15 protein-coding genes are annotated in these 23,323 nt (G+C 34.1%); 5 read left to right on the top strand and 10 right to left on the bottom strand.

Annotated features, from left to right (window positions below; translation table 11 throughout):
* Positions 1–28 precede the first annotated feature (28 nt).
* Positions 29–997, bottom strand: a complete 969-nt coding sequence (locus tag CALKRO_RS00510; protein WP_013429176.1) for a GNAT family N-acetyltransferase — start codon at positions 995–997, stop codon at positions 29–31.
* Positions 998–1,248: 251 nt separating this feature from the next.
* Here CALKRO_RS00510 and CALKRO_RS00505 point away from each other — a divergent pair, with 251 nt between their 5' ends.
* The 3 genes from CALKRO_RS00505 to CALKRO_RS00495 all read left to right on the top strand — a co-directional run bounded on the left by CALKRO_RS00505 (position 1,249) and on the right by CALKRO_RS00495 (position 7,005).
* Positions 1,249–3,648, top strand: a complete 2,400-nt coding sequence (locus CALKRO_RS00505; RefSeq protein ID WP_013429175.1) for a GH36-type glycosyl hydrolase domain-containing protein — start codon at positions 1,249–1,251, stop codon at positions 3,646–3,648.
* A gap of 42 nt (positions 3,649–3,690) precedes the next feature.
* On the top strand, positions 3,691–5,106 hold the full coding sequence (locus tag CALKRO_RS00500) for a phosphoglucomutase/phosphomannomutase family protein (protein WP_013429174.1): 1,416 nt from the start codon (positions 3,691–3,693) through the stop codon (positions 5,104–5,106).
* A 126-nt stretch (positions 5,107–5,232) separates the two neighbouring features.
* Positions 5,233–7,005, top strand: a complete 1,773-nt coding sequence (locus CALKRO_RS00495; protein WP_237699108.1) for a sensor histidine kinase — start codon at positions 5,233–5,235, stop codon at positions 7,003–7,005.
* Positions 7,006–7,028: 23 nt separating this feature from the next.
* On the opposite strand, the gene CALKRO_RS00490 is transcribed toward CALKRO_RS00495, so the two are convergent.
* The 5 genes from CALKRO_RS00490 to CALKRO_RS00470 form a co-directional block, all read right to left on the bottom strand.
* Positions 7,029–7,817 (bottom strand): response regulator transcription factor, encoded by a 789-nt coding sequence (locus CALKRO_RS00490; protein ID WP_013429172.1) that lies wholly within the window; start codon positions 7,815–7,817, stop codon positions 7,029–7,031.
* A gap of 87 nt (positions 7,818–7,904) precedes the next feature.
* Entirely contained in the window at positions 7,905–8,942 is a 1,038-nt protein-coding gene (locus CALKRO_RS00485) for an SIS domain-containing protein (protein ID WP_013429171.1), read from the bottom strand.
* A 63-nt stretch (positions 8,943–9,005) separates the two neighbouring features.
* Positions 9,006–9,851 (bottom strand): carbohydrate ABC transporter permease, encoded by an 846-nt coding sequence (locus CALKRO_RS00480; RefSeq protein ID WP_013429170.1) that lies wholly within the window; start codon positions 9,849–9,851, stop codon positions 9,006–9,008.
* Between the two features lie 20 nt (positions 9,852–9,871).
* Positions 9,872–10,744 carry a carbohydrate ABC transporter permease gene (locus CALKRO_RS00475; protein WP_013429169.1) on the bottom strand — a complete coding sequence of 291 codons (873 nt, stop codon included), beginning with the start codon at positions 10,742–10,744 and terminating at the stop codon, positions 9,872–9,874.
* A 113-nt stretch (positions 10,745–10,857) separates the two neighbouring features.
* Positions 10,858–12,138 carry an ABC transporter substrate-binding protein gene (locus CALKRO_RS00470; RefSeq protein ID WP_013429168.1) on the bottom strand — a complete coding sequence of 427 codons (1,281 nt, stop codon included), beginning with the start codon at positions 12,136–12,138 and terminating at the stop codon, positions 10,858–10,860.
* 183 nt (positions 12,139–12,321) lie between these two features.
* On the opposite strand from CALKRO_RS00470, the gene CALKRO_RS00465 reads away from it, so the two are divergent.
* Both CALKRO_RS00465 and CALKRO_RS00460 read left to right on the top strand, forming a co-directional pair.
* A complete protein-coding gene (locus tag CALKRO_RS00465; protein ID WP_237699107.1) occupies positions 12,322–13,611 on the top strand; it encodes a response regulator transcription factor in 1,290 nt (429 codons plus the stop codon).
* A complete protein-coding gene (locus CALKRO_RS00460; protein ID WP_013429166.1) occupies positions 13,601–15,334 on the top strand; it encodes a sensor histidine kinase in 1,734 nt (577 codons plus the stop codon). Before CALKRO_RS00465 ends, CALKRO_RS00460 begins: the two co-directional genes overlap by 11 nt.
* Before the next feature lie 2 nt (positions 15,335–15,336).
* Here CALKRO_RS00460 and CALKRO_RS00455 read toward each other — a convergent pair whose 3' ends face one another.
* The 4 genes from CALKRO_RS00455 to pgmB all read right to left on the bottom strand — a co-directional run bounded on the left by CALKRO_RS00455 (position 15,337) and on the right by pgmB (position 23,319).
* On the bottom strand, positions 15,337–16,344 hold the full coding sequence (locus tag CALKRO_RS00455; RefSeq protein WP_013429165.1) for a cache domain-containing protein: 1,008 nt from the start codon (positions 16,342–16,344) through the stop codon (positions 15,337–15,339).
* Positions 16,345–16,487: 143 nt separating this feature from the next.
* Positions 16,488–20,573, bottom strand: a complete 4,086-nt coding sequence (locus CALKRO_RS00450) for a sugar-binding protein (RefSeq protein WP_013429164.1) — start codon at positions 20,571–20,573, stop codon at positions 16,488–16,490.
* A gap of 31 nt (positions 20,574–20,604) precedes the next feature.
* Complete coding sequence (locus CALKRO_RS00445; protein WP_013429163.1) at positions 20,605–22,599, bottom strand: S-layer homology domain-containing protein; 1,995 nt, start codon at positions 22,597–22,599, stop codon at positions 20,605–20,607.
* Between the two features lie 51 nt (positions 22,600–22,650).
* The gene (gene pgmB / locus CALKRO_RS00440) at positions 22,651–23,319 is read right to left on the bottom strand and encodes a beta-phosphoglucomutase (protein WP_013429162.1); all 669 of its coding nucleotides are present in this window, start codon (positions 23,317–23,319) and stop codon (positions 22,651–22,653) included.
* Positions 23,320–23,323: the final 4 nt, after the last annotated feature.

The following is a 23,323-nucleotide window of genomic DNA, read 5'->3' as shown; positions in this document are numbered from 1 at the left end:
CCCTTCTGCAAGCAATTTTTATGCCTTGTTAAAAATTATCAGTGCCCCAAAACAGAAATTTATTTGGCTCTCTTGTCAGGATACTTATCAATTTTTCGGTTGAATCAACAAGTAAGCCTTCCAGCTTGAAAGGAGTAATAAGATTTAACATCAAACTATTGTCTTTATACTCAGTACATCCAGTAAGCTCAAGGCCAATTGCCTTTGGATATTTAATTGCTTCTGCATTTTCATTGTTTATAATAAATTTTATAAACTCCATCAAAGGTATCTCTTTGTTTGAGGAGTCAGAGCAGCCATATTCCAGTATATTTATTTCTTTGCCATTTTTTCTATAAAACAAATATGCAGCCAATCTCCCCTCAACAAAGTATCCTAAACTTGTTTTGGGTTCAAGCTTAACCCATCCAAGCCAATATTCCCTGTTCCTAACAACAGGGCCATTAAAATTAGTTGAGTATAGATTGTAGATTTCATCTATAATTTCGACATTATTGTCTGACAAATTTATTTCTTTTATTTCCCCTATTTGAGTAGTCTTAGATTCATAATATTTTTGAAAGGTATCTCTGTCAACCAAACAAAATTCGCGCGGCAATACTTTATAGCCAAACTTACCATAAAAATTATGTAAGGATGCAAACAAAATAGAAATGCAAAGTCTTTTTTTCCTCATTGTATCTACAGCCATGCAAAGTAACTTTGATGCAAGCCCCATTCCTCTGTACTCATGTTTTGTACTTACCTCTCCTATTCCACCAACTGTTATTTCTTCCCCATGAAAGTATATCTTTCTGTAAAATAATCTTACTGTACTTGCTATGCTGCTGCCGTCTGCTGCAACAAAAATGCTGTTAATATCTCTGAAAGGATCATTGAAATAATGCCTTTTAAAATAATCAAGCCAAAAATCTAAATTTTGATTTTCTCCAAAAACACTTGCACAGTGGTAAAACCATTTTTCAAGTTCTGATTCATTTAAGGTTCTAAATACCATGAATGATCTTCCTTTCTTGTACAAAGCAAAGTAACACTAAAATATATTTTAAATTATGAATATACTTTTTACAATTTTCATTTTACTTAATTATATTGTTATTTGTTTAATTTTCTTGTTATTTAGTGTGTATAACTGTTTTATATTGATATTTTTTGATTTTTCTGTTTGATTTCAAATGTGTTTAAATGCTATTATTCTGATAGAAGACATTAAAATGTCAATCTCAAAATTGAGGGGGAATGCAATTTATGAAATATGGGTACTTTGACAACCAAAATAGAGAATACGTAATTGAACGACCTGATATCCCCGTCTCCTGGACAAATTATCTGGGTGTCAAAGATATGTGCACAGTAATCTCACATAATGCAGGTGGCTATAGCTTCTATAAAACACCTCAATACCACAGAATAACAAGATTTAGACAAAATGGTGTGTCGCTTGACAGACCAGGACACTATGTTTACTTAAGAGATGATGAAACAGGAGATTATTGGAGTATTTCATGGCAACCAGTGGGAAAAAGCTTGAACATTGCTAAATATATTTGCAGACACGGTCTTTCCTATTCTAAGTTTATCTGCGATTACAATAATATTCATGCTGAGCAGTGGCTTTTTATACCTCTTGATGATGCAGTTGAAATTTGGGATGTTAGAGTAAAAAATACGGGAATTAGCAGAAGAAAGCTTAGCATTTTTACTTATGCTGAGTTTTCATATCACCATATAGAAATTGACAATCAAAATCTTCAGATGAGTCTTTATGCAAGTGGTTCAAGTTACAAAGATGGTATTATAGAATACGACTTTTTCTATATACCCGACATGTACCACTTCTTTGCTTCTAACTTTGAACCTGATAGTTTTGATTGTGTAAGAGATATATTCATAGGCAATTACAGAACAGAAACAAACCCAATTGCTGTTGAAAAAGGTATGTGTTCAAACAGTGAAGATCTGACAGGAAATCACTGTGCTTCTCTTCACAAGAGATTTGTATTAGAACCAGGTGAAGAAAAAAGATTTATCTTCATGCTGGGCGTTGGGGATAGAAATAAAGGCAGAGAAATCAAGGAAAAATATAGTAAGTTTGAAAATGTCGACAATAGCTTTTATGAACTCAAAAAATACTGGGACGATAAACTTTCTGTTTTTCAGTGCACAACACCTCATGAGGGCTTGAATACAATAATAAACATTTGGAATTTATATCAAGCCGAAACATGTGTTGTATGGTCAAGGTTTGCATCTTTTATAGAAGTTGGTGGAAGGACAGGACTTGGATATAGAGACACTGCTCAAGATGCAATGTCAATTCCTCATACAAATCCTCAAAAGTGCAAGCAAAGAATTATTGAATTATTAAAAGCACAGACAAGTGAGGGTTACGGTTTGCATCTTTTTGAACCGGAATGGTTTGAAGAGGAAGAGATGCCAAAACCAAAATTTAAGTCTCCAACCATAGTGCCCAAACCCAAAAAAGATAGTATAATCCATGGAATTGAAGATGCCTGCTCAGACGATGCGCTGTGGCTTATTCCCACAATAAGTGAATATATAAAAGAAACTGGCGAAATTGAATTTCTTGATATGGTAATTCCTTTTGCCGATAAAGGCCAAGCTTCAGTTTATGAACACATGAAACGAATTATTGATTTTACAGCAAAATATGTAGGGCCACATGGAATAGCCAAGGGATTGAGAGCTGATTGGAACGACTGCCTAAACCTTGGCGATGGTGAAAGTGCAATGGTCTCTATGCTTCATTACTGGGCTTTGCAATCTTTTATTGAGATTGCCAGATATCTTAGAAAAAAAGATGATGTCGAAAAATATTCGGCCTTAGCAGAAAATATTAAAAAAGTATGCAATGATGTTCTATGGGATGGTAGATGGTATTTACGTGGAATAACAGCAAATGGCTTAAAAATTGGTAGTAATGAATGCGAAGAAGGAAAAATTTATTTAGAATCAAATGCATGGGCAGTAGTATCAGGTGTTGCAGACTATGAGCGGGGAATATCAGCAATGGATGCTGTATATGAATATCTTTTTTCTAAATATGGTCTGCATCTTTTACATCCTCCATACTCAAAACCAAATGATGAGATTGGTTTTGTAACAAGAGTTTACAAAGGAATTAAAGAAAATGGGGCAATTTTTAGCCATGCAAATACATGGGCATGGGTTGCCGAATGCAAGCTTGGCCGGGGCTCAAGAGCAATGGAGCTTTATAATGCGCTCCTTCCTTACAATCAAAATGACATCATCGAAATTCGTGAGTCCGAACCATATAGCTACTGTCAATTTGTTTACGGAAAATATCATAAATCTTTTGGCAAAGCAAGACATCCTTGGCTTACTGGAACAGCTGGATGGGCTTATCATGCAGTTACACATTGGATTCTGGGTATAAGGCCAACCTTCGACGGTCTTGTTATTGACCCATGTATACCAAGCAATTGGGACAAATTTGAGATGATTAGAAAATTCAGAGGAGCAACTTATAAGATTACTGTGCTTAATCCAAATAGAGTAGAAAAAGGAGTAAAGCATATTACATTAAATGGCAAAGATCTTGAAGAAAATTTTGTTCCTGTTCAGCCCAAGGGTAGTATAAATGAAGTTATAGTAGTAATGGGGTAAAAGTTAATTTTTGATAAGACTAATTTGAGGAGGAAAAAGTACATGATTAAGTTTGGGACAGGTGGATGGCGTGCCATAATAGGTGATGATTTTACAAAAGAAAACATTCAAAAGGTAGCTCAGGCAGTTAGCATTTATATGAAAGAAAAAGGCATTGATTCTGATGGAATTGTACTTGGCTATGATCGTCGTTTTCTTTCAGATAAAGCTGCTCGCTGGTTTTCTGAAGTGCTCTCTGCAAATGGGATAAAGGTTTTCTTTATTAACAAAGTTGCTCCCACACCCCTTGTAATGTTTACAGTCAAAAAGCTCAATACAAAATTTGGTGCAACAGTAACTGCAAGTCATAATCCTGCAGATTACAATGGTATAAAACTGTTTATAGAAGAAGGAAGAGATGCTCCTTTTGAGGTAACATCCGAAATTGAAACAATAGCAAATAGTTTGTTGAGTGATTCAATAAAACGTCTTAAATTTGAAAAGGCCATTGAGAATGGTTGGATAGAGATAATAGATCCATTTGATGATTATATAGATGCTATTCTTAGTATGATTGATATTGAAGCAATAAAAAAGCGAAAACTACGGATACTTCTTGACCCAATGTATGGAGTATCAAGGACTTCTCTGCAAACAATATTAATTACTGCAAGATGTGATGTAGATACTATCCACGAAAGGCACGACACCCTATTTGGCGGAAGATTGCCCTCACCCACAACCTCTACGCTCTATCGTTTAAAACATTTAGTTGTTGAAAAAGGATACGATTTAGGAATTGGAACAGATGGCGATGCCGACAGAGTAGGTATAATAGATGAAATAGGCAATTTTATTCATCCAAATGATATCTTGGTCTTGCTTTACTATTATTTCCTTAAGTACAAAGGTTGGAAAGGTCCGGTCGTTCGCAACTTAGCTACAACACACTTGCTTGACAGAATTGCAAGTTCGTTTGGTGAAAAATGTTATGAAGTACCAGTTGGCTTCAAGTATATTAGCGCAAAAATGGAAGAAACTGGTGCGATAATAGGTGGAGAGAGCAGTGGAGGACTAACAATCAAAGGACACATAAAAGGTAAAGATGGTATATTTGCAGCAACCTTGTTAGTAGAACTTATTTGTAAAACTGGCAGAAAACTATCTGAGATTCTTGAAGAAATACATCGAATATATGGGATACTGTATATGGTAGAAAATGATTTTTCTTTTGAGCCTGAAGAAAAAGAAAAAATCTGGGAAATACTTTTTGACAAAAAGCACCTTCCTGATTTCCCTTTTGAAATCTCTAATGTTAGCTATATTGACGGTGTAAAAGTATACTTTAAAAATGGTGGTTGGGTGTTAGCAAGATTTTCAGGGACAGAACCACTTCTCAGAATATATAGCGAAATGGAAGAAAAAGTTCATGCAGAAGAGGTGTGTAAGATATTTGCTGAGTTTTTAAATCTCAGATAAGATTTTATCACAAATAAAAATGAGGTATTCTTTTGTATTATTCAATAATTCTAAATGTGAATACCTCATTTTTTTCTTCTATGTTAAAATTAAGATATACATCTGTTGAGCAAGGAGATATATGCAATGATGAAATACATCAAGTCTCTATTTAGTCTGACATCAATAAAGTTTAAATTACTTCTTGCTCTTGTTCTCATAACTTGTATACCAACTCTTATACTGGGATATATAGGATATCTTAAATATACTGAAGTATTAAAAAACAAATTTTTAAAATCTCAAGAGGTAAATATAATTCAAATGTCAAGCATCATAGATTATTACACGCAAAATATATATAAATTTACCCAGGAAGTGCTATATGATAACTCCATTTACAACTTTTATAAGACACTGATTGACAGGAACGACGACCCCGAACTTTTTAATTACATCTTTAAAAAAGATTTTGAAGGATATCTTAATTCATTACTTTTGTCAAGAAATGATATAAATTTAATAGCCTTTAATTTTTCAGAAAACAATAGTCTTTTCTATGTCAGCCGTGAGAATGAAAGGATTGACAGTTCAGATGTTTGTGTAATTTATCAGAAAGCTAAAAAAACAGACGGAAAGCCAATTATATATGTAAAGCCAATTAATAAACTTTACTCTGATGTTTACATAGGAAGAATAGTATATGATAGAAACACTTTAGATGAAATTGGATTACTTATTGTTAAAATGAATTTAAACAAATTGTATGACTCCATAACAACATTAAAAATAAAAAACTATGATGCCATTGCTTTTGCATACCGAGATAAACTTATTTATGTTAATTTTTTAAATTCAACTAATTCAACTGATCTTGAAGATTTAATCGTTAATAAACACAAATTTGAACTTACCAGCAATTTCAAAAATAATTACTATTTTGTCAAGTCTGATGTGCCTATTTCCGGTTGGACATGTTATATGTTTTTTTCAAAGAAGTTTCTGTTAAATGAAATAAATTTAGTATCTAAAACGCTATTTTTTCTCTTTATTATTACTGTGCTTTTATCATTACTACTAATTAATTATATCTATCTGGACATAACCTCGCCAATCAATCAATTAATTAGATACATGAAAAAGGTTGAAAATGGAGAAATGCAGATAAAAATTGAATCGAACAGAAAGGATGAGTTTGGTTATTTAATCTCTTCGTTTAACCGAATGACCGAAAAGATAAACCATTTAATTAACCAAGTATACAAAGCAAGGCTTATTGCAAAAGATGCACAAATAAAAGCTCTTCAAGCACAAATAAACCCGCACTTTTTGTTCAATACTCTGGATGTTATCAATTGGAAAGCTAAATTCTTAGGAGCAGAAGAAATTTCTGAGATGATTACAGCATTAGCTACTCTTTTAGAGTATAGCATAAATCGTGAAGACTCAACTTTAGTGTCACTACAAAGAGAATTGGAATATATTGATAGTTATATATTTTTGGTTTGTAAGAGGAATAATCATCTCAAAAATCTGAATTTCATAAAAGATGTAAAAAATAATGATTTATTAAATTTTAAAATTCCATTTATGACTTTGCAGCCAATTATTGAAAATTGTATTAAGCATGCCTTTGACTCTAATATAAAAGAACCTACAATCCTATTAGAAATTGAGGAGTACAATAACAAGCTGATCATAAAAGTAAAAGATAATGGCAAAGGTATAGAACCAGAAAAGCTCTCTTATATTAGTAGTAGGCTACATAAAATGCCTGATTTTTCAGAAAAAGATGGTTGTGGAATTGGTCTTTTAAATGTTCACAGACGTCTTAGGCTTTTGTTTGGAAATCAATATAGACTTCTAATAAATAGCACAGTTGGCAGTGGCACAGAAATTGTATTGGTAATTCCTAAATAGCCATATTATTAAAGATATATAGTCTAATTTGCAAAATATTTATTTCTGTATTCTTGTGGAGACATACCTGTTAGCTTCTTAAATACTCTGCAAAAATATGTGTTATCATTGTATCCAACCATACTCCCAATTTCATTGACTCGATAGCGTGGAATAGCTAAGAGTCTTTTTGCTTGCTCAACCCTGATAATATTAATTAAGTCAGTATAGTTCAAACCAAGTTCTTTTTTGATCAATTTGCTGAGGTGCCAGTGACTGATATAAAATTCTTCTGCCAACTCCTGCAAAGAAATCTCTTTGTAGTAATTTTCCAAAAGGTAACTCAATATCTTGCTTGCTATAAAGCTTAAAGGTTTTTCTTCTTCCTCATTTTTTTGTGTTTTAATAACTTGCAGTACACACTGTCTTAAAGCTTCTTTATCATCAGCAATTTTTTCATATTCCATCTCCTCAATTGCTTCTTGCACAGCCTTTTCAATTTCATCTGTTTTTGCTGGTTTAAAAAGCAATCGAAAAACCCCAAGTTTAATTGCTTCTTGAGCATACTCAATGTTGCGGTAAGCGGTGATAATTATAATCTTACTCTTTTTATTTTTTTTCTTTATCTCCTTTATCATCTCAAGTCCATTTAAGCCAAACATTCTGATGTCAGTGATAATAATGTCTGGCTTATATTTTTCAACTATGTATAATCCCTCAGTGCCATTCTCAGCTAAAGCTACAACCTCACAATTTAATTTTTTCCAATTAACAAAAGTTTTCAGACCTTCTCTTATAATTTCCTCATCATCAATTATTACTACTTTTTTCATGCTTACCTCTCCTATTGATTTTTAAAAACATTTAAAGCTCTTAGGTTTTAATAAATCCGCCCTTGGAGAACAAAAAGGGCGGACTCTCTACTTTGTAATGGTCACCTTACTTAAATGTCGTGGTTTGTCTGGATCATTTCCTTTCAATACACATAAGTAATATGAAAAAAGCTGAACAAGAGGTACTGCAAACAAAGGTTTTATAAATTTATTTAAATCCTTTCTTATATCTACGTATTTACATGCTTTTTCATTTAGTTTTTTCGAATCGCTAAAGGTTACTATATCAATCCCTTCTTTTGTCAATCTTTCTGCAATCTCTATATTATCTTCAATAGTCTCATCAACTGGTGCCACAATAAACACAGGTATGTTTTTATCTATCATAGCCAAAGGACCATGTCTAAAATCAGAAGTTGAAAATCCTTTTGCCCTCACATAACTTGTTTCCTGAATTTTTAGGGCAAATTCAAGTGCTATAGGAAAGCTCACACCTCGACCAAGAATAAAGCATTCGTTCATATATCTAAATCTTTCGATATTTTCCTTAATTAATCCCTCCTGGTTAAGCGCATCTTCTATAATACTTTCAATATTTGATAGTTCAAAAACCAATTTATCGTCTTCTGCCAAAAACGCTGCAAAAAGCTCCAAAAGCACTACTTCTGCAGTAAAACTTTTGGTAGCTGCAACGGCTTCTTCTATCCCAACATTCATATTTAATTTATACTCTGCAATAAGCGATAATTTAGATCTTGGATTGTTTGTTATAGCAATGGTCATTGCTCCATTTGCTTTTGCCATATCCAAAAAACTACAAATATCTTCTGATTGCCCAGATTGAGATACACCTATCACACAGGTTTTCTCCAATTGAAGATTCTTTTTATAAAGTGATGCCACCGATGGTGCTGCAAGTCCTGCTGGAATTCCTGATAATATTTCAATTATATACCTTCCAAATGTTGCTGCATTGTCAGACGAACCCCTTGCAACAAATATGATATTGTTTATATTTCTATCTTTAATATTCTTTGTAATAAGTCTTATAATCTCAATATTATCTTCATAACATCTTTTAATAACAGAAGGTTGTTCATAAATTTCTTTCAACATTTTGTGCATTGCAATATCCCTCTCCTACCTTATTATTTTAAGCTTTTTGTTTACCTGTTATCAAGCCAAAAATCAACCCTTTACTGCGCCTGCTGTCATACCCTTAATTACATATTCCTGCAAAAATACATATAATATTATTACTGGCAAAACTGTAATAATTAAAGCTGCCATCATCGCTCCATAATTGGTCCCATATACACTCGAAACAAGAGAAAGTAGTACACATATAGGTTGCTTTTCTCGAATAGGTATGAATATGAGTGACATAAATAAATCATTATAAGACCACAGAAAAACAAAAATTGCCGCTGTCACTAAACCTGGAATAGATAAAGGAACAATTATCCTGAAAAATATTCTAAGAACACCAGCACCATCTATTATAGCTGCCTCTTCAAGTTCGACTGGCAAGGTTTTCATAAATCCTGCTAAAGTCAAAGTTGCAAAAGGCAAAAGTCCGGCTGTCTGGGGAAGAATAAGTGCCAAGTAACTACCATTTAAACCCAATTTTCTTAATATGACCAAAGAAGGAATTACTATTGAAAATGCTGGTACTAACATGGCACCAGTAAAAAAAATCTTTACAATTCCAGTTAACTTGAAATCAAATCTTGCAATGACATATGCAGCAAAACCGCCAAAAAGTAAAACCAACAAGACTACACTTCCTGAAATAATTAAGCTGTTGAGAAATCCTCTAAATATATTCATATTTCCATAACTTATCAATTGACTGTAGTTGAAAAATGAAAGCTTTGATGGTAATTTCATTGGATTTAGAAGAATTTCATTGCTCTCCTTAAATGAATTATTCAAAACCCATAAAAGTGGTAATACAGTTGTACACGCCCACAAAATAAGAATGAGATATTTAATCACGTCAACAAAACTAAACTTTTTAGTCATTCCACTCATTTTATAATCCCCTTTCATTTCTAATAGGTTATTGTTTCTCTTTCTGTTAGTTTATTGGAAATTGTTGACAAAATTATACCAAGAACTATTATTAATACGCCAATTGCAGAAGCATAACCCTGATTCTGACCTGTAAAGGCAATCTTATATAAATAAGTACCTAAAACCTGACTTGCATCCATAGGACCACCACCAGTAATAACATACACTATGTCGAATACCTTAAATGTACCAACAATTGCAAGTGATATACAAACCGTAATTACATCCCATATAAGTGGAATTGTTATATAAATAGCTTTCTTTATCCCTGTTATTCCATCAATCAAAGCCGACTCATATATATCGTGAGGAACTTTAGAAAGAGCTGCAAGAAAGATAACAAAATAAAATCCAACATATTGCCAAATTACTGGTATTAAAACCATAATTAAAGCTGAATTTTCCGTAACCCAAACTTTTTTCTGTCCTCCAAAAGCAGTCATAATAGCATTTAAAAGTCCATAGTCATATGCATATGCTAAATAAAACATCAATCCTATTGCAGTACCAGAAATTACAACAGGAAAAAAGAAAACTGTTCTGAAAAACTTATATCCTGCTTTTATGCTATCTACTATCAAAGCCAAAACAAGAGCAATCCCAACCTGAAATACAATTACACATACCATCATAATGAAGGTGTTTACAAGTGCCTTTCTTACAGCATAATCTTGAATCATCTGCACATAGTTATTAAGTCCTACAAAGGTCTTATAGTTAGAAAAATCTCGCCAGTCAAAAAAACTGTAATAAAAAGTGGCAAACAAAGGGTAGTATATAAAGACACTAACCAACAATAGTGCAGGTAGCAGTAGCCCAATTGCATATTTTTTATTTTTTAGTATTTGCATTTCTAATCCTTCTCCCCTATTTAAAATTTTATGTAATTTCTTTATTATTTTTTTGAATGATTAGGGAGATTAGCCCGAAGGCTAATCTCCCTAATCTCCAATCCTGTTAATAACTATTTCTTTACACTATCTTGAATCTTCTTAGCTTCAGCCAAAAGATGCTTTGCTGTTTTCTTACCTGTTACAACATATGCCAAATCTGTTCTAATCTTTGTAAATGCCTCTGGTAATATCTGAGCATCAATTGGCATCGAAACAGAATTAGCTTTTGCCATCATATCATAACCGCTCTGTGCAACTGGAGTAACATTTGGAACCTTACATTTAATTGCTGGAACACCACCAACTGCAATAAATTTAGCCTCAACTTCAGGAGATGTTATATATTTTACAAATTTTACTGGCCAGCCATTCTTCTTTTTGTTCAAATCTTTGCTTACATACCATCCAGAACCAAATCCACCGATTATGTCAGTTGGATGCGCTTTGCCACCAGGAACAACTGGAACTGGCATTATTTTTGTGTTAACCTTATCTTTCAAGCCACCTACACACCACGAACCATTTATCATCATTGCTGCTTTCTTGTCTGCAAACAGTGCCTGTGCCTGAGCATCTTGAAGCGTCAATGCATCTTTTGGAAATGCTCCCATCTTGTATAGGTCTTTTATTATATTTAACCCTTTTTCCCAACTCGGATGGAACGGGGTATTGTGTCCCTGCGGTCCACCAGCAGAAAGGATAAATGTTTCAATCAAGTAATATGATTCAAGTATGGAACCTGCTATTGGAATTATACCCTTTGATTTGAATGTGTTAACTGCTTTAATAAACTTATCCCAATCAGTTGGAAGTGGAAGATTATATTTATTAAATAAGTCGACATTTACATATAATCCTTCATAAAAGCCTATGGTTGGTATTGCATATACTTTTCCCTTGTATTCTTTGATTGGACCATTGTAAGTTGTAAATGCAAGCGCACTTTTGTAAATGTTGCTGCTCCATTTTGTATCTTTCTTTAATTCGTCATCCCATATAAATACTTTGCCAGACTTTAGTAGTGGTTCTGCGTCTGCACCTACAAAGAAGAATGTTACATCCGGTTCATTGCCTGAAGCAAAATCTGTTTTAATCTTGGTTCTAATAGCATCATTTGCAGCGGGAGTTGCTTCGTCAACAATTTCAACATTTGGATTTTTAGCCATAAAATCTTTAATAGCCTCTTTCCATGTGTTTGTCCATGGATCTGCACCAGTGAAATATGTCACTGCCCTGATTTTAACCTTTTCGGTAGTCTTTGCGTCTACACCAGTGTTGCCATACATTCCCACTATGCTTACCATAAATACAACCAAAACAATAAGCCCTAAAATCTTTTTAAAATTTTTCACTGAAAATACCTCCTTTTATCAATTTGATTTTGTGAATTGTTTGTTATTATAATAAATCAAAAAACATTATTTTAAAATCTGAATATCTTGTTTTGAGTTTAACTTTTTTGGCGCGTGCAAGTTTTCAACTTTTCATTAAAACAGCACATTGTTTGTGGTAAAATATTAATTGGGTGATTTAAGATGTACAAAATGATGATTGTGGATGATGAGTACTATGTCAAAGAAGGAATTAAGCAAACCATTGATTGGGCTAAATATCAAATAGAAATAGTTGGAGAAGCTGAAAATGGAGAAGATGCTTTAAATCTTGCAAAAATCCTCAATCCTGATATTATCATTACTGATATTAGAATGCCTATATTAGATGGTGTCGAATTTATGAAAAAATTAAGAGAAAATGAAATTAATTCTCACCTGATAGTAATAAGTGCGTATGACCATTTTGAGTACGCAAGAGCAGCAATAAAGTATGGTGCAACAAACTATATTCTAAAGCCCATTGATAACAATGAACTTATCGAAACAATCCAGAAGGTAATTAAGAAAATAGAAAGTGAAAGAAATTTTATTGACTCTTACAACAGCTTCAAAAACAATATTTCGGCTTTAAAACTTGGTTTGCTGAGAGAAATTGTATATGGAAAGGTTTTAGATAGCCAATCCATTAAAGAAACACTTTCTTATTTTAAAATTGATTCAAACAATATAGTAGTAATAACTATAAGAATTTCAAATTATGATAAGACTGCTTTAACTACAAACGAACATTTGTACATGCTAAAAGATTACATAACTAATCAAATGTTAAACAATGTATTTGCACGCATTTCAAATAGTGGCATTTGTCTGGAAAAAGACGAGGATGAATTTGTTATAATAATTGGTCTTGATGGTGACACAGATACTCTTTATGAACAGCTTAAAAACGAATTATGTTATTTGATGAGAAAAATTAATAGAAAATTTCAAAATGATAATTTTACTGTTGCAGTGGGAATAAGTGATGTACACCTATGGGATAATATATTTAAAGCTTATAGAGAAGCTACATTTGCTTCAAATTATTCTCCTTTGCCAGAGCTAAATATAATTGGCTGTGCACGCGACAAAGATTTAATCGGTATCAGAAAAGAAGTCAAAGATGCTCTAAAAATGATTGTTGAAAACTATAACAGAGATATCACCATTGATGAAGTAGCAAATAAACTTCATATCAGCACTTCCCACTTGATACACTTGTTTAAAGATGAACTGGGAAAAACATTTTATGATTGCCTTGTTGAATACAGAATTACCAAAGCAAAGGAATTGCTTTTATCAACAAACCTAAAAGTCTATGAGATTGCAGAAAAAGTGGGATACCAAGATGCTAAATATTTTAGTCAGTTATTCAAAAAGTATACGGGATATACTCCAAAAGAATTTGTAGATTATCATACTTTTGCAGGTGAATTAAAAGATGAATACTAACTTTTTACGAAGATTTAAGCTCAAAAGCAGAATCACTTTCTTTTTAGTCTTAGGTATAGTGATTTTTACATTTACTATAATATATTTTTCGAGAGTATTCAGTGAATTTATAATACAAAAATACTACTACAAGCACCTCAAAGATATTCACAGTGATATTCAGGAGGGCATTTACTTGCTTCTTACCAACATAAACCTTACGTCGGTAAGACTACTTCAAAATCAAGACATATATGATCTCTTATCTAATACTAATTTATCGTACAACGAAAAAGAAAAAAAATTAACAACATATTTAAACACTATGGGAATAAACGATTATATTGGTGATATTGTAATTGTAACCAAGAAAGGCGAAGTATTTAACTTTAACACCAAGGTAAACCCTTCTTTATTCATCACAAAAGAGTTACTTTCTCATATAGAAGATAGAAGAAACTTATTCGTATGGGGTCCTATAGTAAAAGATAATGGAAACAACTATATAGTTCTTGGAAAAAGATATTATAATTTTTATACCGGTCAATATTTGGGCTATCTTCTGATGCTAATTGACGAAAACAGTATAGCCATTATATGTAACAAAAGCAAGTCATCGGATATTGTTTCTACCCTTGTTATAGATCAGCAGAACAAAATCATCAGCCATCCTGAAAGTAAGTATGTGGGGAATATCATTTTTGAAAACTGGCTTTCTGATGCCAAAAAAGAATTTAGTTACTCATTGAGAACAATAAACGAGGGGCAATTTCTTGTAGCAATCAGCAAACCCAGCGAAAATCTTGAACGTCTTAATTGCAAATGGTTTATTATAAGTTTGCTTCCACTATCTAATTTAAAAAATCAGCTTACCAAGATAAATATTATAATAATATGGCTTGTATTTTTTACATTAATATTATGTGTTGTGATAGCAATCAAGGCTGCTTCTTCATTGACCAATCCCATTAGATTTTTATTAAATAGAATTAATTCTATAGGTCAAACAAAAAATGTTAAGCCCTACATATATAAAAACTTACACGATGAGATATGGGAGTTAGAACTTGCATTTGAGGAAATGACCAAACGAATAAGTAACTTAGTTGAAACAATCAATCATGATATGGAAAAGCAAAGAGAGCTTGAACTGATAGCATTACAATCGCAAATAAACCCCCATTTTCTTTATAATACACTTGACGCTATAGCTTGGATTGCTAAAATCAAAAAACAGCCTGAAATTGAAAATATTGTTATGGCTTTAGCCAAGTTCTATCGTATAAGTTTGCATAGAGGTGAAAAGTACATACGATTATCTGATGAAATAGAGCTTGTAAAAAATTTTGTTGCTATCGAAAAGATTAGATTTCCTAATAAGTTTGACATTGAGTTTGAAATTGCTCCTGAAACAACGGACATGAAGATTCTCAAATTTACTGTACAGCCGCTTGTGGAAAACTCCATAAAACATGGAATCTTGCCTAAGAAAGAAAAAGGTCTTATCGTTGTAAAAAGCATGTTAGTTAATGAGGATTTGCATATTGAAGTTTCAGACAATGGAGTAGGATTTGACCCTTCTGAATTAGATAATTTAAGCAAAAACGGTAAAGGTGGTTATGGACTAAAAAACGTCGATGAAAGACTTAAAATTGAATATGGTAAAGAATATGGTTTGTTTATTTCAAGTGAAAAAAACAAAGGTACAACCATTTTGATTAAAGTAAAAGCCAGAAATGAATAATTTTAATTATTATAATTGTAATTTCTTATTTTGCTAACCAAGTTGATCAGAGGCTTGTAGATTGTCTGAGTCAAAATGGTACTTGATAAAAATGACATTCCAATTAATAACACACTAATTATTATTACAAAGATTGTGTATGTCATAATATCTCTTCCAAATTCACTTATGTTATATAAAATGACAATATATCCTGAATCAAAAATTTTAACCATATCAAGTAATGCGTTATCGTCGATTCTTACCAATGTATTCTCTTTTTTTAAGGCTTTGCTATCTATTTTTCTGTTTTTTACCACAGAGGAAAGTTTTAAGAGGGTCTGAGTCTGTTCATCCTGGCGTGGTAGCAGACCAATATCCTTATCATAAAGATAAACCGAAATGTCAGCATGATCAGAAACTCCAAAGTGCCGCTGGTAAAAATATTTAGGGTCTATATCAATCACAAGATATCCACAGAGTCTTTTATTTTCATCATATATTTTAGAAATAAAACTTACAACTCCATAGGTGCTTTTATAATATGTATTATTGTAGTATGGAGCTAGCTCTCTATTTCTAATCAACCACAAGCTTTGCTTTTTATCATTGGCAACAAACTCTTTTATTCTTTTATCCTTTAAAAGTTCACTCAATGTTGGATAGTCTACAACATAGCTTGAAGTATAATATCTTCCATTTGTATCATACAATACAACTGCCAATATTCTTGTATTAGAGAGTTTGATTCCATCTAAAATCTCTGTTATATTGCCTCCTGCATTATTGTTTTTTAACAGTTCAAATACTTTACTATTTGTCCCAATCTGTTTTGCAGACTCTTCTATGAGCGTTACATAAATTTTATAATTATTGGTTATACTCTGGTCATTTTTTTGTAATAGCTGGTAGTAATAATCCATTAAAAAATCTTTAAATATAAAGTTCGAAGCCAATGCCACTAAAGCTATAAATCCGATGAATATGATTGAAGTCACAAGTGTTATTCTATATTTTATGCTTTTATACACTTAAAAACACCTCTTGATAAGCATCTATCCATAATTATATCACATAATAATTTGCACATTATTAAATAGTTGACATAGACCTTGATTTTTTAAAAATAACCCCCACCTTGCCTTATGGCAAAGTGGGGGGGTGGGAGAGTTTGTTACCAGTTATTACCCTCAAGCTTTTCTACTGTCATGTTAGGAGTCTCGAACATTACCTTGTCAAGTGCGGTATTGTCAATTGTTACATTCTTAAATATAACTGTACCTTTTGTCTCACCTGATGCGTATATACCATATGAACCAGTGTAGTTGATGCGAACGTTCTCAAATACAATCCCATTTGCTTGTTTTGTTCCCATAAATCTTATTCCTACATCTGTGCAATCGTATAAGTCAATGTTTTTGATGACAATTCCAGATATATCTTGCTGATCACACATTATTCTAATTGCTCCCAATTTGCCACTTTGTTCACCAGCTCTTACGATACTATTATTTCTTACTTCTGATGTTCCGCTGAATGGTATGCACGGGAATGTAGTACTAATTAATATTCCTGCAGATGTTGGAATATCTATTATAAGATTGTTTTCAACAATGTTGTTGCTACCTCCGTACAATGCAATTCCTTGAGCAAGCCATGGTTGCTGTATTGTGTTGTTACGAATTATGTTATTTTCACATGCCCAGACATTTTGGTTGTAAGTTGCCGACCAGATCGCAAAAGCATCATCGCCAGTATTTCTTGCATGGCAGTTTTCAATTATTGAATTAATAGTACCATCACAAAGATTTACACCATCAGCCATCAAGTTTCTGAATCTGCAGTTTCTGATAACAAGTCCATCCGTCCTGCCATATTTAGAGTTTCCAACCCAGAATCCACATTTTTTGTGTTCAACCCAAATGTTTTCTAATACAGAGCCCGTTCCTCCCCAGCCTAAGAATGCATTGTCGTCAAGCTCGTCAATTCTTGAATTTGTCTCACCAAATATTGCAAAATCATAGAATTTGCAGTTGTTGCCCATTAGAACAAACTGCGAATATGGACCACTTATTGTTGAGTACCACATACCAGCTCCTCTAATTGTTACATTATCAACATATATTGGACATGTCAGCCACCCGTCTTCTGCTTCGAACAAGGTAGTGTTCACTTTTACATAGTCAAGGTAAATATTCCCTGTATCTTCATATTGATGAATTATCTGAAGCAGGTTTCTGCCAGTATTGAGAACAACATCAATTGTTGTAGTCTGCCAGCTATCCCAGCTACCTGTTGGTGGCAATGAAACTTCATATCTATGCCCGTTTACCATAAATGAAAGTGCCTGATCTATTCCAGTTGCGTTAGAGTATCTAATTTCCATTGTGTAATTTCCATCTGATGGTATTCCTGATATGAGAAGTTTTTCTGTTGCTCCAATCACATCAAACCCTTTTACGTAGCCTGTGCCACTAAAGCCACTATATACATTATCAACAACAGGTCCTTCTAATTTCTCAAATACACCCTTAGGTATCCATACACCTTTTCCCTGCTGCTTTGCAGCGAAAATTGCATCATAGATAGCTTTTGTATCATCCTTTCCATCATTTGGTATTGCGCCAAAATCTCTTATGTCCAGGAAGTTGTCTGGTTTTGGAAGTGGTGGTGCAACATTTTCAATGTCTATCAAGTCAATATCATAGTATGGTGAATCATCACCGCTGTCTACCTGCAATCTTATTTTATCTCCTGGGTTAACCTGTCCAATCAATGCTCTCACTTCATCAAAGTAATACCTTGGTGCACCAAAAGATGGGTCGTTGCTCCACGGGTATGCTCCATATACCCAGCTGTATCTTGATGTAAGGTTCAATTTCTGTCTAAACTGTCCATTTACATAAAGCGAAATTGTTGCATCAATTCCTTTGCCATCGTCACTGTCCGGGATGCTATATCTTACAACAATTGAATTTACTTCACTGGTCGCAGTTAATTCAACATATTCTCCAACCTGATCAAGTCTTACAAATCTTCTATTGGATGCTTCATTTGCTTCATCATTGACCTCATAAGATGGTCCTATGATATCACCGTTTGTTGATGCATTTTCTGCTTCAAACTCTATCCATGGAACGCTCGCTCCTATGCCAGCTGGTACTTGATATGGTGGTGCTTCTGGTTTTTGAGCTTGTTGTTTTTGAGGTGGTGGAAGTTGCTTTGGTGTTCCCAGACCCAAAACAAGCTGACAGTCACCAAACCTATTTGGATACTGCCATGCCTGGTCATCTTTCGAATTCCAAATATATTGGCATCCGCGGGTTTGATTTGCGTAGTTATCATCTATTGCTATATCAAAACCAAATACCATGTTCTTCTGAGCAGATACGCCAAGTGTTGTCCACGGAATCTCGATTAACATTCCATAACCATCATCAAAATCATGTTGAGTAAATCTTACATTTTGAATTGCATTGTGTTTGAACTCCATCGGCTGTGAATAGTTCCAGCCAAAGAAATATTGAAAATCATCTGATGTATAAGAATCTTCTTTGTTTCTGTCCATATCAAGATAAATCTCAACGCTGTCATTATTCCATATTTGTCCAGGATCTGGTGCATCTTTTCTCTTTGCAGCGTCATAAACTCGAACAACTGCGTATAAGTAATTCTCATCCCAATACATAGCAAATTTGCTTGGCTTGGTGTTAGCAGGATTTGGAGTTCCAACAACCACCTTTTCAATCTTATATTTAGCCAGTTCATCAAATAACGAAGCATCAACATTATTGTTGTTCTTAAGATTACTAAACTTCTCTCTTATTTTCATTACCTTATTTTCTGCTCTTGTATCATTATGGTAAACATCTTTTGCAACATTCAATTTTCCACCAACATAGATTGCACCACACATAAGAGGCAGCGGTTCTTCCTTTGGTTGGGCTTTTGGAATATATGGCAGTCGCTTGTGGAATGAGTTGTTATTGTCATTACTCTCTTTTACCCTACCCACTTTATCATCATTTGGGTCAGGGTCGTAATCGTCTACATTGCAATAAAGAGTGTGAATCCCGCTTTTTGCTTTCCAATACTTTCCTTCAGTCCCTCCTATTACAGGCAAGACAATACTCTGTCCTACCGCCAAACCGCCTGTGTAAAGATCAGTCCAAAACCATGGTGCCCTGCCATCTACATTAAAACCTGCAGCAATCTGTTCACCCTCTTTAACAGCACCCTCACCAATATTTTTAACTTTTACTTTAAACAAAACATCGTCTCCTTCCTGAGGATTTGCCGGATCCCAGTATACATCCTCAATAACCAAGTCAGGTAGTGGTGCTGTGAAGTTTTGAGTGATATCAACATCTTCCAAGATCCATTTTGCGGAATCCCATTCAGGGTAGGCTTCACTCAAAACAACATACCCGGGATTTCCTTCTATATTTAAATACTGTGTATTTTTGAATACGCTTTTAATTCTATATGAGCCACCTGCATCTTCCAGAACCCAGCGCGCGCTGTACCAGCTATCATCTATATTGCCACATTCAACATATTTCTTTGAATCATAATTTTCAATGTGAATATAGTTGTATGTTGCTCTATTTTTAATTCTGATACTGCCTTCAAACTCTTCAATTATCCACTGGGACCGTGCATCGTTTGCAGGTATATCATAGCTGTATTGTAGTTTGTCTCCTGCCTGATAAACATACTGCCCTGTCCATGCACTTTTTATTCTCACAATTCTCGGTCCGCCTGACCCAGCTGCAACAATAATTTCTTTCCCGAATACATTGTTGTCTTCATTGCTCTCTTTTATTCTACCTGTTATATCGTCGCCGGGATTTGGGTCGTAATCATCGACAAACGCCCACACGGTATGACGCCCACCAATAGCATCCCAGGTTGGCAGATTTCTATCAGGACCACCCATTCCACCTGTCACTGTCAGTGTTTTCTCTTCTCCAGGCTGCAAGGGGCCTGTGAAGTTGTCAGTCCACCAAAACCTTGTAAAGTCATTGTCAATGTGAAATCCAACACCATGGATTACTCCGCTCGGAGTTGGTGCATCACCTATATTTTTGATTGTTACGCTAAAGAGCACTTTATCTCCTGCCTGAGGATTTGCTGGCTGCCACGAAATATCTGTAACAATCAAATCAGGCAAGCCTTGGGCATGAACTGCCGGCACATATGCAATCAGACTCAGTAGCTGAATAAAAATGGTTATGATTGAAATAAGCCTTCTTTTCATAGCATCTCGTCCCTCCCTGTTATTCATAAATTTATCTTAAGAGCACATTTTGATAGATATTGTACAAAAGTACAGCTGCTTCTTCCCTTGTAAGATTCCTCTTTGGATTTAGCATGTTATTGTAGCCTTTTACTATCTGATTCTTTACAAGCTGAGCAATAGCATCTTTCGCATAATCTGAAATTTGATTGCTGTCACTGTATTGATCTAATACTTTTGTTGGCTCTTCCTGTACTTCTAGTAAACCTAAAAGTTTTAATGTTCTTTCCATTATACACATTACATCTTCTCGTGAGATAGCTTTCTTTGGTTCAAACTTGTTTTTGCCAACACCATTTACAATGCCAAGTTTCTTTGCGATACCTACCGTTTGATAGTAATAATCTGATGGAAGGACATCATCAAAGTTAGAGTCCACTCGAGCATCCAGTCCAAATGCTCTTACAATTAATGTAACAAAATCTGCACGTGTGATATTATTCTTAGGCATAAATTTGTTCTTCCCAACACCCTTTATAACATCTCTTGCCGCTAAAAACTCAATTTGTTTTTTAGCATATGAATAGAACGCATCGTCAAAGCTAACATCCCTGTAAAGGAGAGAAAAATCGCTCAAATGATCTGTAAAAATTACGAAATGGCCATCCTGGGCAGAATAAAAGCTTTGCTTTAAAGTTACAATATTGTCTCCATCAATCCTCACACCAACAAGCTTGTGAGTATTTTCCTTTTCAATTGCCGATGGCTTGTACGGAATTTCAAGCTTGACTGCACTTTTGCCCAAGCTTTCTAATTTTGCATCCCCTGCAGTGATTTGAACTGAAACTATTGGTTTTTGACCCAAAATTTGTTTTACGCTCTCGGCAATATTCTCTGTTTTATTAGACACTTTGACAGAAACTTCTTTGTCTTTTATATCTTGTAGAAGCATCTTATTTAGTTCCAAGCTACATACTGGTGTTGTAATCTTGAGACTTTCCACCTTGTCAGAAAGAACTTGCAAAGTGTCTTTTGGCAAGTTCATATTATATGTGCTTATATTTCCTTCTGCTTTGACGTTTAAAATTAATTTCTTTGTCTCCTCCACTTTTTGTGAAAGCAACAACTTAGAAATTGTATCTTTGTCTATTACAGCATTTGCTGTATTCAAATTCTTGTCTACTGAGATTTGTATAGTACTTTCTAATTTTGATTTATCTTCTGCCGACGACTGTTGAAAAGTCCCCTGTTGGTTGCTTCCTGCATTGGTTGCTGCTGAGCCAGAGCTCTGAGATGGAGTTGAACCTTGCTGGTTTGACGGCACTTGAGCAGACTCGGTCACATTTACTTTTAAAATTGTTATATTTCCCAAGGTGTCATATATCTCAAATGTATTTTGACCCAAGCTTAAATTTTTAACATAGGCATTTTTAAAATAAAGCTTGCTATTTGAAATAACATAATCTATGTCCTTTCTAAGTTCGGTTTGAGTAGCCGACTTAATAATTTTTGATATTTGCACAGATGCAGGAAGATACATGCTCAGTTCTAAGTCTGAATTTCCAAGAGTAGTTTTGTCAACAGATGCAGGATTTGGCAGGATGATTGGTGGAAGTGCAAAAATAGAATACGATGAATTAGATGTATTGCTGATTTTATTTAAAGATGCTGCATAAAACTTAATTTTGGATGAGTTCGTTAGCAGCGCACTTAATACTGGAATGCTGGTTTCTATTAAGTTGTAGTTCGACCCATTGTAGTAGACCTTACCATCCGTTTGGTCTTGATACACATCAAGTATAACAATTTTCCCTTGTCCTAACAAAATGCTATTGCCATCCTCTTTTATTGCGTAAACTGCAACTAATACTTCATCCCCTATGGAAAGCTCCCCATAGATGTCGCTTTCAACTGTAGAGTAAAACTTTAAAGTATCTCCTTGGTACTCCATGTAAGGAGTCTCTACTCTGATGTCTGCAAATGCAACTGAAAAAGAACTAAGAAGTAAAATTACAATCAAACTTAATATCCAAAGCCTTTTTACCATCTTACAACCTCCTTTTATTGCAATATTTTTATTTTAACTAAATTATTGCCTCTAATTTAGTTCCTTCACTAACTGGGCCAGGCTGCTAACAACTATATCAGCCTCGCTCAGCGTATCAAGCGAACCTACTCCAACTGCAAACATTCCTGCTAGTTTTGCTGCTTTTATGCCCGCCGCTGCATCCTCAAACACAATACATTTTTTCGGATCTACCTCAAGCTTTTGGGCACATTTTAAAAATATTTCAGGGTCAGGTTTTGCTCGGGATATCTGCGTACCATCAACAATTGCATCAAACAAATCTTTTATCTTGAGCCTTTCAAGTATCAACATTGCGTTTTTGCTTGCTGTTGCAAGTCCAACTTTTATACCTTGTTCTTTCAAGGTCAATATGGTCTCTTTTGTGCCCGGAAGAATATCATCCTCTGTTAGCTTGACTATATACTCCAAATACCAGTTATTTTTTATATCCATCAATTCTTCTCTTTGAGCTCTACTGAACTCATTTTCTTTGCCACCTATTTTGAGAAGTATTTCAAGCGACTCTTTTCTGCTAACACCTTTGAGCTTTTCATTGTCTTTTTCAGTAAATTCAAACCCCAACATGTTCGCAAGCTTTTTCCACGCAGAATAGTGATATTTTGCTGTGTCTACGATGACACCATCCAAGTCAAATATTGCACCTTCTATACTTTTTAGAAGAACTTCGATAGGAACCAATGCT

Origin of the sequence: Caldicellulosiruptor kronotskyensis 2002 (assembly GCF_000166775.1) — a bacterium.
Classification (GTDB): domain Bacteria; phylum Bacillota; class Thermoanaerobacteria; order Caldicellulosiruptorales; family Caldicellulosiruptoraceae; genus Caldicellulosiruptor; species Caldicellulosiruptor kronotskyensis.
Note: the sequence above shows the minus strand (reverse complement) of the source record. Positions and strands in the feature narration are given on the sequence as shown.

What these genes read in the sequence shown, in the direction of transcription:
- CALKRO_RS00510 (WP_013429176.1), bottom strand. Translation starts at nt 997, where the DNA reads ATGGTATTTAGAACCTTAAATGAATCAGAACTTGAAAAATGGTTTTAC.
- CALKRO_RS00505 (WP_013429175.1), top strand. Translation starts at nt 1,249, where the DNA reads ATGAAATATGGGTACTTTGACAACCAAAATAGAGAATACGTAATTGAA.
- CALKRO_RS00500 (WP_013429174.1), top strand. Translation starts at nt 3,691, where the DNA reads ATGATTAAGTTTGGGACAGGTGGATGGCGTGCCATAATAGGTGATGAT.
- CALKRO_RS00495 (WP_237699108.1), top strand. Translation starts at nt 5,233, where the DNA reads ATGATGAAATACATCAAGTCTCTATTTAGTCTGACATCAATAAAGTTT.
- CALKRO_RS00490 (WP_013429172.1), bottom strand. Translation starts at nt 7,817, where the DNA reads ATGAAAAAAGTAGTAATAATTGATGATGAGGAAATTATAAGAGAAGGT.
- CALKRO_RS00485 (WP_013429171.1), bottom strand. Translation starts at nt 8,942, where the DNA reads ATGCACAAAATGTTGAAAGAAATTTATGAACAACCTTCTGTTATTAAA.
- CALKRO_RS00480 (WP_013429170.1), bottom strand. Translation starts at nt 9,851, where the DNA reads ATGAGTGGAATGACTAAAAAGTTTAGTTTTGTTGACGTGATTAAATAT.
- CALKRO_RS00475 (WP_013429169.1), bottom strand. Translation starts at nt 10,744, where the DNA reads ATGCAAATACTAAAAAATAAAAAATATGCAATTGGGCTACTGCTACCT.
- CALKRO_RS00465 (WP_237699107.1), top strand. Translation starts at nt 12,322, where the DNA reads ATGTACAAAATGATGATTGTGGATGATGAGTACTATGTCAAAGAAGGA.
- CALKRO_RS00460 (WP_013429166.1), top strand. Translation starts at nt 13,601, where the DNA reads ATGAATACTAACTTTTTACGAAGATTTAAGCTCAAAAGCAGAATCACT.
- CALKRO_RS00450 (WP_013429164.1), bottom strand. Translation starts at nt 20,573, where the DNA reads ATGAAAAGAAGGCTTATTTCAATCATAACCATTTTTATTCAGCTACTG.
- CALKRO_RS00445 (WP_013429163.1), bottom strand. Translation starts at nt 22,599, where the DNA reads ATGGTAAAAAGGCTTTGGATATTAAGTTTGATTGTAATTTTACTTCTT.